This is a genomic window from Paenibacillus sp. Root52 (genome assembly GCF_001426865.1).
Classification (GTDB): Bacteria; Bacillota; Bacilli; order Paenibacillales; family Paenibacillaceae; genus Paenibacillus.
On sequence record NZ_LMFO01000001.1, the window covers coordinates 294893 to 307487 of the forward strand.

At 45.9% G+C, this 12595-nt stretch carries 8 protein-coding genes; 7 read left to right on the top strand and 1 reads right to left on the bottom strand.

The window, feature by feature from the left end:
- The first annotated feature begins 46 nt into the window (after positions 1 to 46).
- From ASD24_RS01340 to ASD24_RS01350, 3 genes are read left to right on the top strand one after another with little or no spacing between them, the layout of a single operon-like run.
- Positions 47 to 1756: an extracellular solute-binding protein gene (locus ASD24_RS01340; RefSeq protein WP_235540253.1), complete on the top strand. Its 1710-nt coding sequence runs from the start codon at positions 47 to 49 to the stop codon at positions 1754 to 1756.
- Positions 1757 to 1780: 24 nt separating this feature from the next.
- Entirely contained in the window at positions 1781 to 3556 is a 1776-nt protein-coding gene (locus tag ASD24_RS01345) for a sensor histidine kinase (protein WP_327205212.1), read from the top strand.
- On the top strand, positions 3531 to 5165 hold the full coding sequence (locus ASD24_RS01350; RefSeq protein WP_056690348.1) for a response regulator: 1635 nt from the start codon (positions 3531 to 3533) through the stop codon (positions 5163 to 5165). The genes ASD24_RS01345 and ASD24_RS01350 overlap by 26 nt, the downstream gene beginning before the upstream one ends.
- Positions 5166 to 5325: 160 nt before the next feature.
- Here the strand turns inward: ASD24_RS01350 and ASD24_RS01355 are convergent, their stop codons facing one another.
- Positions 5326 to 6093: a helix-turn-helix transcriptional regulator gene (locus ASD24_RS01355; RefSeq protein WP_056690351.1), complete on the bottom strand. Its 768-nt coding sequence runs from the start codon at positions 6091 to 6093 to the stop codon at positions 5326 to 5328.
- 273 nt (positions 6094 to 6366) lie between these two features.
- Here ASD24_RS01355 and ASD24_RS01360 point away from each other — a divergent pair, with 273 nt between their 5' ends.
- The 4 genes from ASD24_RS01360 to ASD24_RS01375 all read left to right on the top strand — a co-directional run bounded on the left by ASD24_RS01360 (position 6367) and on the right by ASD24_RS01375 (position 12585).
- Positions 6367 to 7725, top strand: a complete 1359-nt coding sequence (locus tag ASD24_RS01360) for an extracellular solute-binding protein (RefSeq protein ID WP_056690354.1) — start codon at positions 6367 to 6369, stop codon at positions 7723 to 7725.
- 108 nt (positions 7726 to 7833) lie between these two features.
- Positions 7834 to 10731 carry an extracellular solute-binding protein gene (locus ASD24_RS01365; RefSeq protein WP_056690357.1) on the top strand — a complete coding sequence of 966 codons (2898 nt, stop codon included), beginning with the start codon at positions 7834 to 7836 and terminating at the stop codon, positions 10729 to 10731.
- A gap of 58 nt (positions 10732 to 10789) precedes the next feature.
- Positions 10790 to 11707, top strand: a complete 918-nt coding sequence (locus tag ASD24_RS01370) for a carbohydrate ABC transporter permease (protein ID WP_235540363.1) — start codon at positions 10790 to 10792, stop codon at positions 11705 to 11707.
- The gene (locus ASD24_RS01375; protein ID WP_442952573.1) at positions 11704 to 12585 is read left to right on the top strand and encodes a carbohydrate ABC transporter permease; all 882 of its coding nucleotides are present in this window, start codon (positions 11704 to 11706) and stop codon (positions 12583 to 12585) included. The genes ASD24_RS01370 and ASD24_RS01375 overlap by 4 nt, the downstream gene beginning before the upstream one ends.
- Positions 12586 to 12595: the final 10 nt, after the last annotated feature.

Below are 12595 nucleotides of genomic sequence, written 5' to 3' on the forward strand. Positions count from 1 at the left end.
AGAAAAATAAATGTGTTCATTCCAATCGAACTGGGGGCATGTCGTCGTGAATAAAAGATGGCTGTACAGATCTAGGTGGACCTTTATCATCGTTCTTGCTGTCTGTATTCCTGCTGGCCATACACAAGGGAATTCTGGGCAATTACATTCCTCGTCTGACGGACAACAGCAACGATCTTCAACGGTGTTAGGGAAGTATGACCCACCCATTAAAGTCTCTTTTGTAAGGGAAACCGGAGAAGACCTGCAGCGGATGATTGATCAGTTGCCTGATGAAACCCTTACGAACAATCGTTGGACTCGCTTATATGAACAAGAACTTGGCATTCAAATTCACTATGATTGGATTGCTACTGGTGATGTATATCATCAAAAAATGGGGGTATCCCTTGCGGCAGGTCGTTTCCCAGATGTAGTCAAAGTGAATCCATATCAGCTCAGGCAATTAAGCAACGCTGGATTGATTGAAGATCTGACCGAAGTATACCGGACACACGCTTCTCCTTTAACGAAAAAAATATTAGAAGCGGAGGGAAGGGGAGCGTTCGATGCTGCCACGATTGACGGTAACCTAATGGCTATTCCGGAATCTTCTTCTTCCATTGAAACAGCGCAATATCTATGGATCAGAACGGATTGGTTGGAAAAGCTAGGTCTGCAGCCACCTGAAACGATGGAAGATCTGCTTCAAATATCGAAAGCGTTTACAGAGCAAGATCCTAACGGAAATGGCGTACAGGATACGTATGGATTAGCATTAACTAGCTATTTATGGGATCCCGTAATGGGCGCTACAGGATTCATGGCGGGTTACGGAGCTTACCCTAGTATATGGATCAAAGATGAGAATGGCGATCTTACGTATGGCGGCATACAACCTGAAGTGAGAACAGCGCTGGAGGTATTGCAGAAGTTGTATCTCGAAGGTCAGATTGATCCAGATTTTTCTTACAAAAACGGAAGTAAGGCGTACCGCTTAGTTCAGAACGGGCAGATTGGCATGCTCTATGGTGAACAGTGGGCTCCATTTATGCTACAGACTACTCGTGATACAGATACAGATGCACAGTGGCAGGCATATCCTATTGTTGCTGAGTCTAACCGTACCCTTTTGGTGCCACTTCGTTCCAATACAGGACAGTACTTTGCAGTAAAGAAAGGCTTTGCTTATCCAGAGATTGTCGTAAAGCTTATGAACATGCATCTGGACAAAAATTGGGGTGAGGAAGCCGAATATGAAACGTACTACAATGACGATTCACGGGCTGTATGGATGCTATCCCCAGTAACACCTTTTCCCGGCACCAAAAATATGGATGCTTATCGTCAGATTCGCGACGCCAGAGAGACCGGAGATTTCTCGAGCTTGGAGAACGAAGCGCTCGCAATCCATAAACGAATTGTTTCATATGAATCAGAAGGCTTGAAGAGCGGATGGGGATGGAAACAAACGTATGGTCCGACAGGTGCCTTTAGCATTGCGGATACCTATGATCAGAATGGACAGCTGTTAAATGACGAATTCACCGGCGGAATCACCGACACGATGATTGATCGGCAAACCATTCTTCGTGATCTACAACTTGAGGCGTATATGAATATTATTCTCGGCTCCCCCATAGAAGAGTTCGATCAATTCGTTCAGAATTGGCGCAAGCTGGGTGGGGATGAAATTACATCGGAGGTGAATGCGTGGTTCAAAATGAATACCGCAATGAATCACCAGCCGTCTACCTTATCACACGCCAACAGGTGATTTCTTCAACCTTCATATCAGGAGGTGAACGTATTGTTGAAGATACCTGCCAAGTCGTGGCTCAACAGTATCTTTGTAAGATTAATTATGACGTATCTGATCTTTGTATTGCCACTAATTCTTCTGGGTGTGTATTTGTACCACTGGAGCTACGATACAGCAAGCCAGGAAATCTCCCTGTCCACGGATAGGCGATTGAGTCAATATGCAACAGAGCTGAGCAGGGAGATTGAATGGTTGGAATTGCAGCAGTTTGATATCGCAGAGGATCGTAAATTGAATCGTCTTGCGATCCTCTGGGACATGATGGAGCAGGTCGATCGACGTGAAACATTAGGTTATTTAACCGAACGACTGGCTGCCTTCAAAAACAGCAGTTCGTATATTAAGAATGTTTATGTACATATCCCATTAGTCAACAAGAGCATTTCGGCTACACAAGGCATTGATGAATTGGATAAGGATTCCTTTGATTACTTTAGCTTAGCATTACCTGAAGAGGACTCTCGATTTACTGTAAAAGACGATACCTTGAACCTAAGTGCTGTAAGGCTAACGGGAAAAAGAGGTGAGCCTCCTCTATTCGTGATCCAGGTGGAGCTAGATACATCTCAATTTCAACATGAATTAACAGAGCTTAATCTCTACCCAGAGAGTGCCACACTGCTGATCGAGGATAGAACAGGACACGCCATCTCAGATCAGCACCAGCGAGACGTCATTCTTGCCAGTTACCGTGAGTACAGTCAGAAGAACCTGCAGGGTAACTATCGCAAGAAGGTGGACGGCATTATGTATCATGTGAATCAGCTTCACATCGATAAGTTAGGGTTATCCGTGGCTACGTATCTGCCTGAGAAAATCGTAACCAAACCACTCAGTAGGTTCAATCAGTGGGCCTGGATATTTGCAATAACATCCTTTATTGCGGTCGCAGCTTTTCTCTACTCCAGCTATAGGTTGATACACATCCCGTTACTGTTATTGGTCAAGAGGTTCAAGAAAATGGAGGGAGGCGTGCTCGATATTCCGATCATCCATCATCGCACAGATGAATTTGGATTTTTGTATGCCCGCTTCAACCACATGATTGAGAATCTACAGCAACTGATTGACCGTGACTTCAAAAAAACAATGATGATGCAGCGTGCTGAATTGAAGCAACTCCAATCTCAGATTAATCCTCATTTTCTGTACAATAGCTTCTTCATTCTAAACTCACTTGCCAGAACAGGAGAAACGGAGCGGATCGAGCAGTTTACGAATATGCTTGGTGAATACTTTCGCTTCATCACCCGCAACGGAACTGATTATGTACCATTAAAAGAGGAGGTCGAGCATTCACGAATATATACCGATATTCAGCAATTACGATTCTCTAGACGAATTAAGATGGAGTTCGGGCAAGTGCCATCTGGCATGGAACATATACAGGTACCCAGACTGATCATACAACCGATTATTGAGAATGCTTACGAACATAGTCTTGAGAGAAATACAAGTATGGGGCTCTTACGCGTTCGATTTCATATGGAAGCTACGTATGCCGAGATCATCGTGGAGGACAATGGCAGGGAGTTGCAACATAAAGATATCATGCTGCTTCAAGCACGAATTCGCAACGAGGCCGGTACGGACGAAATGACCGGATTAATGAATATTCACAGACGTCTAGTTCTGACTTATGGGGAAGAAAGCGGTCTGTTTCTATCCCGTAGCGAGTTACAGGGCTTGAAAGTTACGATTCGAATCCAATGGAAAGAGGGGAAAAGGAATGTATCGACTTCTGATTGTGGATGATGAGGAGATCATTACAGACAGTCTGTATGAAACATTTGCCAGGCATATACCAGATCAACTTGACGTATGCAAAGCCTATTCGGCCTTAGAAGCATTGAACTGGATGCGGCGGAGTAGAATCGATATTGTGCTGACAGACATTCGTATGCCAGGCATGAGCGGGCTGGAACTCACTCAAGAGATTCAGACTCAATGGCCGCAATGTCGCATTATTTTTCTGACAGGACACAGCGATTTTGATTATGCGTACAAAGCGCTGCAAATGCCCAATGTACGTTATTTGCTCAAAACGGAAGGCTACGACAAAGTGCTAACAATCGTGGAACATGTGATGGAAGAAATCAGGCAGAGTCACCACATGCTTGAAGGGCTGGAACGGTCACGTGAACTGCATATTCAGCTGACTATGTTCCAGCAGGAGGAGTATGTACGTCAATTACTCCAGGACTGTAACTTTGCTCCATTCTCTCTGTCTGAGATGTCTGAAATGCAGACTGAACTGACTAAGAGAAACATCGATTTGCAGGCGGATGCTCCGGTATATCTGGTGCTTGGTCGATTTAACACACCGCTAGATGCTGGATCGGATCTCAGACAGGTTCAGGATTCCGTCCGTATTATTGGTTCTTCGTTATTAAGTGAACAAGCAACGTATGTTAGCGTATCGGATCATTACGGTGATGTCATCTGGCTGCTCCAGCCCAAAAGAGAGAAGGGGTACGAACCCATTCCGTTTACTAGCTATATCGAGGGTACGTTGGAGCTTGTACAGGAAGCTTGCCTCGCTTCTCTTGAAATGTCCATCGCGTTTACATTAAGTGGGCGCGCATGTGCTTGGTCACAGATTTCTAGGCAATATGAACGGCTAAGATTGCTGCAGTGGATGAAGATTGGCGATGGGGTATCCATGGTGTTGACCGATAATTACGAAGGTTTTACTGCTGGGGCTGTGAAAGACCCGGTTCGAATATCAAGCCGTATAGACATCATGTCAGGATATTTGGAAACCGGACGATTTCAATCCTTTTATGACATATTTGAAGAGCTTGTAGGTGAGCTAATGCTTCAGGATATGACGATGGAACGAGCGATGGAGACCTACTATCATCTGGCGCTGCTGCTATACTCGACGTGCAATCGGTGGGGGCTTCAACAGGGTACTGCTGACCAGCGAAGCTTGCTGCAACTCGGCGATTATGCCTGCATGAAAGATGCTGTGCAGTCTCTGTACCGCACTGCGGATGAATTGGTTCATTTCAAGCGATCATCAGAAGAGGAACGAACGAACCTGGTAATCCAATCGTTGGGTCGTTATATCAAGGACAATTTAGAGAAGGATCTCTCGCTGGTGAGATTGGCAGAACTGAATCATTTTAACCCATCCTATCTGTCCAGACTTTTCAAGCAAGAGATGGGGGTCAATTTGTCAGAGTATATCGATGACTGCCGTATCCGTAAAGCAAAGGAGTTATTGCATAAGACGGATCTAATGGTGCGTGAGGTGGCGCTACAGGTTGGTTATGAAGCTGCTCATTCCTTTACCCGTCTCTTCAAGAAGCTGACAGGTATGACGCCCCAAGAATACCGTGAGTCAATGCTAGTACGCTAGATATGATAATGAATGACTGCTATACAAATTTTAATCTATAATCAGCGGGATACAGAATACCCACGAGACGCTGGCTGAGAAGAGAGCTACCGTCTCGTGGGTAGGGGGATGCCAATTTATTTACTTCAATTATGTGCATATAGATCCTGACAATCCATGCCTAAGCGGTGTGGATTTTTTGCCTTCGATACGCATTGGGGCTTGATCCCGTACAAGCCTTGAACTTTTTGTAGAACCAGTCGATATCCTTATAGCCTACACCAACAGCAATCTCGTAAATTCGTAGATTCGTGGACAAGAGAAGCTGTTTTGCTTTTTCCATCCGCTGCTGCAGCATGTAATCATTGAAGGACATCTTCTCTTCAAGCTTAAACTTCTGTCCAAGATACGCACAGTTAAAATGCAGCATATCCGATATTTTTTTTAGCGTGATCTCATCACTCAGATGATCCCTTACATACGATTTGATAATTCGAATTACATGACTGGAATCCATCGCTTTGCCATTAATTTGAATGGGCGGCGTGAGAGAAGCTGTTTTCTTCATAGGCGGCTCTGGTTCCAGCTTCATTCGTAGTTCATGTAGACTGCAGAGAAGAGCGCAGGTACTGATAGGAGAAGGCAAGTAATCATTCACCTGATATATTAACGCCTTGCGTACAAGCTTGAAATGATCCCTCCCACCAATAAGAAGGATAGGGATTTCGCTTATTTTTCGAATGTGATGACATAGCCACAACCCAGCGGTATCATACCGCTCTGTATGTATGACAACGACAGTAAAGTCCTGTTTGGACATAGCGGTCAGAGCAGCTGCTGAATCAAAGACGCAATCCCCAATCGTATAGTCTGATTTGTTGTGTTGTAACAGGTGTTGAAGCTCTCTGCACAAACGACGACTATAATCCACAAGTAATATGTTGTACATGAAGCAAAACCTCACCTTCTCCTGAATTTTCAACCGATAGTTCCACTGAAATAAGGCTTACCTTCATTATGGGAACAAAAGAAAGCGCATACAATGTCCATATTTTTGCAGATGGTGCATTTCTTTACCAATTGAAGGTGTAACACTTCGATATTCGTTAAAAAGTCAGGTGTTCTATAGTCCATCGGGGTAAATACCTGTATTTTGGCAGGTTGTTTACGCTTTCATATGAGCGATACACTTTGAGAGCAAACGACATTAGGGGGGAAGACGATGAGAAAAAACAAGTTTATGCTATTGAGTTTGGTATGTGCACTGATGTTACTGATTGCTGCATGTAGTTCCGCACCTACGGCTCAGCCTGAGCCGGAAACACCCGCACCACAAGAGCAAGAGGAACAAACAAGCGAAGCAGAGCCGAAGAATGAATTATCCACACCAGAGATGGATTTTGACATGGGCGGCAGAACGATCAAAGTTGTTGCCTGGTGGGACATGGAAATTACAGATAGCAATCCGGATAACATTCAGCGCATTGAAAATCTAGAAGCATTGAAGAAAAAGCATAACTTCGAGATTGAATACGTCTCGATTGATTTTGGAGAATATCAAGAAAAAGTGGTCGCTTCTCTGATGGCGGGCGAACCGCTTGGTGATCTAGTGAGGTTAGGAAAAAACTATGCGATTCCAGCGTTGACCAAACAAGATCTGTTATGGCCGGTGGATGATTATATCAAAAACGACAAGGTATTTAATCAGAAAACGACCAAGGAATATATGCAATACGAAGGTAAGGGTTATGGATTTACTGAAGATAAGTCTTCGTTCATCAATGGAATATTCTATAACCGCACATTAATGCAGGAGCTCGGCTTAAAGCCGTTACAGGACTATGTTGATGCCGATGAGTGGAACTGGGATACGTTCATTAGCGTTGCTAAGCAGGCGAATCAGGACCGCAATAACGACGGTAAGCTGGATACATGGGGATTAGCACAGACGGGTCTGCTTGAACCGATCCTCTACTCGAACGAAGCATCCTTGACGAAAGAGGATAAACAGAACCTAGAAGATCCGAAAACAAAAGAGGCACTGAACTTCCTCTCTAAACTTGCCACAGAGAAGGTTGGCAGAGCGACGGAAGGCGGCGATTGGACGGAGCCAGCAACGTTTTTCCGTCAAGGTAATACGTTGATGTATTCAGGTGCAATGTACGAGGTTAGCGGCATTATGACAGACATGCAGGATTACGACATCGGCTTTGTGCCATTTCCGAAAGGACCGAGTGCGTCAGCTTATCATTCCGGTGAATCACGTTACCAAGCACTAACGATTCCTAAAGCGGCAGAGAATCCCGAGCAACTAATGTATATCTGGGAAAAAATCAATGAAATTGATTCTGTCTACGAATATCCAGAACAATCTTCGTTAGAAACAAATTTGGCGGATGAAGCCGACATCAACAATGCCAGAACGGTGGCAGAGGGCATGTTAGTTTTGGATCATAATACGTTCCCTTCCCTGCCTTTCTGGGATTTCGACGCTGAGCTGAAGGAAGGCGTATCGGTATCGACCCTGATCGAGAAATACAAAGCACCATTTCAAGCCGCAATTGATGAGGTATACCAATAAACTATGCTATTAAAGTCCCAGGTAGATCGCCTCTAGGACGCGGTCTGCCTGGATTAGCTCATCATGTCATTGTCGCTTACGAATACAGGAAAGGGGATACATTCGAACATGCGGTCACGAAAGAAAAAGGGATTGATCCTTGTGCTCGTTGTGGCTCTGGTGTTCTCCATATGGACCTTATATCCATCGCGGGATCGGAGTCCGGGAATAGTGCATGCGCTTGAGGATTTTGAGGCGATATCGGGTACCGAGGATTCACGCAGCTATGAATATTACCTGACTACCCATTCGAATACAGCCAAACCCGAGCAAACCGTGCGAATTGAAGGCGAAGCTTATGCCCAGACCGATGGTGACGGTTTTGAGGTCGTACAGGGTTATGCCGGATTAGATGGGAGTGCTGTAATTACGCCGGAAACGGGAAGCATCCGGTGGGATGTTCCTGTGCAGGTGAGTGGGCTGTACCATCTTCGTATCCACTATTATCCCGTTACAGGCAAAAGTTCAGGCATCGAACGGAGACTTGAGCTGAACGGGGAGGTTCCTTTCAGGGGAGCAGACGTCCTCTTATTCGACAGAGTATGGGGCAATCGTGAAGATAGCATTCGCAGGGACGATCGCGGCAATGACCTCAGACCAAGGCAAGTGGAACAGCCTGAATGGCAGATCGCTTCGTTCAAAGATAGCGCAGGCTACTTCGAGGAACCATTTCAGTTTTATTTTGAAAAAGGAAATCAACAGTTATCGCTCATCTCGCTGAGAGAGAGTATGGCGATTGATTACATTGAGTTGTACCAGGAAGAGGATATTCCTTCCTATGCAGACGTGGAGAAGGTCTATGCCTCGCGCGGGCTAACAGAAGCAAGCTCGTTGATGCTGAAAGTTCAAGGAGAACAGGCAGTGAGTAAGTCATCGCCTACGCTTGCGCCAATATCAGATCGTTCGAGCCCTTCGCTGGAGCCATACGACGTATCCAAAATTCGAGTCAACGCCATTGGCGGCATCAATTGGAAGTTGCCTGGCGAATGGATCGAGTGGGAGGTCGAGGTACCTGAAGACGGACTATACCAGATCGCGTTAAAAGTGAAGCAGGATCAGCTGCGCGGCGTCTATGCCACCCGTAGTCTGACAATCAACGGCCAAGTTCCATTCAAGGAGATGAAACGCCTTCGATTTAATTACAGCCCAGCTTGGCAAACTCAGGTATTGGGAAGTAGTGAAGAGAAGCCCTATTTATTCCATCTCGAAAAGGGCACGCATCGACTGCGAATGACAGTAACACTTGGTGATATTGCGCCGCTCCTTCGTACCGTGGAATCCAGTGTGCTGGAACTGAATGAGATGTACCGCAAAATATTGATGATTACCTCCAAAACACCTGATCCGCTTCGGGATTATCAATTGGAACGCCGTATTCCAGAAATGACAGAGGTCTTTGAGCGGCAGGCAAGCACACTTCGTTCTGTAGCTGATTATCTGGAACAGGCAACAGGAGAACAGAGTGATAAGGTTGCTATCTTGCATGCGATGGTCGTTCAGCTAGAGGATATGGCAGCTAGGCCGGAGACAGTACCCAAACGTCTGGATACGTTCAAGATTAATGTAGGCGGACTCGGTACGTGGATTCTTTCGGTTCGTGAACAACCGATTACATTGGATTACTTGGTTGTGTCTTCGCCAGATGAGGCATTGCCAAGAGCAGAAGCGAGCGTATTCCAGCAAGTGAAGCACGAAATGGGCGCTTACGTTGCTTCCTACACGGAGGATTACGACAGTATTGGTAACGTGGAACAGAAGCAGGATTCGATTACCGTATGGATTACGACCGGACGAGATCAGGCTCAAGTGTTAAAAGGATTGATTGACGATTCATTTACACCAGAAACGGATGTCTCCGTACAATTGCGCCTTGTTCCTCCTAATATCTTGCTACCCGCGACACTTGCTGGCGAAGGACCTGACGTGGCTATGCAGATGGGTGAAGATATTCCCGTAAACTATGCGATGAGGAATGCGGCAGCTGATCTGAGTACGTTCCCAGACTTTGAAGAAATTGCAGATCGATTCCGCGCAAGTGGATTAACGCCGTACCGTTACAACGATGGTGTCTATGCACTTCCGGAGCAACAGCAATTTCCAATGTTATTCTACCGGAAAGATGTCCTCAGTGAGCTGGAGCTGGAGCCGCCAAAAACGTGGCAGGACGTATACAACGCTATTGCTGTGTTGCAGAAGCATAACATGGAGTTTTACCTGCCTATTGAGGACACGCTGAATAACGCCAATCTAGTTCCAAATGCAACCTTTGCTATGCTCCTATACCAGAACGATGGCACCTTCTATGCCGAGGATCAGAAGAAGAGTGCACTGGATTCGGAGATTTCGATGGATGCGTTCAAGCGATGGACGCAATTTTATACCAATTACAAATTTCCGCTAAAGGCTGATTTTCCGAACCGCTTCCGTACTGGAGAGATGCCAATTGGTATTGCGGATTACACCACGTATAACATGCTGACGGTCATGGCTCCGGAAATACGTAACCTCTGGGATTTCACAATTGTTCCGGGCACGGAGCTTCCGGATGGTTCGATTCGACATGAAGTTGCTAGCTCGACCAGTGCCGTGATGATGCTTGAAAATGCCAACAACAAAGAAGCAGCATGGAAGTTTATGAAGTGGTGGACGGATGAGCAGACACAGATTGAATACGGAAGAGAAATGGAAGGTCTAATGGGCGCAGCTGCTCGTTATCCAACAGCCAATATTGAGGCTCTGAAGCAACTGCCTTGGCCTGTGAAGGATTATCAAAACCTGGAGAAGCAATGGGAGTGGGTGCAGGGCATTCCGCAAGTTCCCGGAGGGTATTTTACAGGTCGACATCTAGATAATGCTTTCCGTAAGGTCGTCAACGCAAATGAGAACCCACGTGAGGCCTTGTCCGATTATGTATTGTATATCGATGATGAAATTGAGTTGAAACGTAAGGAATTTAATCTGAAATAGAGGAAAGGGAGGGTAACGGTTGCAAGCCAAAACAACCAAGACAGCCGCCGCTCCTGCCATCCAAGCGCGCCACGTCGGCTGGTGGACCCTGCTTAAACGGGATCTATATCTCAGCAGGCACTATTATATTTTGATGGCACCGTTCATGTTGATCTTTTTTATGTTTACGGTCATTCCGGTCGGTATTTCGCTCGGCTTAAGCTTTTTTCACTTCAATATGTTGGAGTTGCCGCGATTTATCGGTTGGCAGAATTACTCACGGCTTTTCCTAAATGACGATGTATTTCTGATCGCACTCAAAAACACGCTGCTTTTTGCTGTTATCACGGGTCCAGTCAGTTATATTGCTTGTTTCTTATTTGCCTGGATCATTAATGAGCTGTCCCCCAAAGTTCGGGCAGTGATGACGCTGGTATTCTATGCACCATCCATATCCGGCAACGTCTTTTTCATCTGGCTAATTATTTTCTCTGGTGACAGCTACGGTTACATGAATGGCTTTTTGATGCGTCTTGGCATCATACTGGAGCCGGTTCAATGGCTGTCCAATGAGAAGTACGTGTTAGCCATCGTCATCATTGTACAGCTATGGCTTAGCCTAGGTACCAGCTTTCTAGCCTTTATTGCAGGGCTTCAAACCATCGATCGGTCTTTGGTGGAAGCTGGTACAGTGGACGGCATTAAGAACCGATGGCAGGAACTTTGGTTCATTACACTGCCTTCGATGAGACCGCAGTTGATGTTTGGGGCAGTCATGCAGATCACAGCTTCATTCGCTGTAGCCGAGATCTCAATTGCGTTAGCAGGTTTCCCGAGTGTGAACTATGCTGCGCATACCGTGGTCACTCATTTGATGGACTTTGGTACGATTCGCTTCGAGATGGGATACGCTTCGGCAATCGCCACCGTTTTATTTGCACTGATGCTTGGAACAAACGTTCTAACGCAAAAAATGCTGAGAAAGATAGGTGAATGACAATGACCAGCAAGGTACGGGCCATCTTTGGCATGCCGAAGAAACTCAATCGGTCATTTACCGTCAGCTTGATGTTATTCGCACTGCTTGCTCTGTTCGGGTCATTTATGGTACTTCCACTTATCTATGCCGTAAACAATGCCTTCAAGCCATTGGATGAGCTTTTTATTTTCCCACCTCGCTTCTGGGTGAATAATCCGACGACGGAGAACTTTGCAGATCTGATTAATCTCATGGGCAACTCATGGGTACCGCTATCCCGGTACATTGCTAATACACTGCTCATTACGCTGATCGGAACCGCAGGGCATATCCTTCTTGCTTCTGCAGCAGCTTATCCGCTAGCCAAGTACCGTTTTCCTGGCTCCAAAGTGTTGTTCACGATCGTCATTTTGTCACTGATGTTCTCACCACATGTTACTGCAATTCCCAACTACATGGTGATGTCATGGCTCGGCTGGATTAACACACACACGTCCATTATTGTGCCTTCACTTGCATTTTCGCTGGGATTGTTCCTGATGAAACAGTTCATGGAGCAGATTCCCGATGCGTTGCTAGAGGCAGCCAAAATCGACGGAGCCAATGAATACCGAATTTTCTGGAGCATCGTGATGCCCAATGTGAAGCCCGCTTGGCTTACACTCATGATTTTGCAGTTTCCTGCACTTTGGGGAACAGATGGCGGTAGCTTCATTTATAGTGAGAATCTCAAGACGCTGCATTATGCACTCAGTCAGATTGTTCAGGGGGGGATCGCAAGGGCAGGGGTTGGTGCTGCTGTCGCCTTGCTGCTCATGATTGTACCGATCACCTTGTTCATCATCTCCCAGAGCAGTGTTATGCAGACGATGGCCACTTCTGGAATGAAAGACTAGAAAGGAGGCA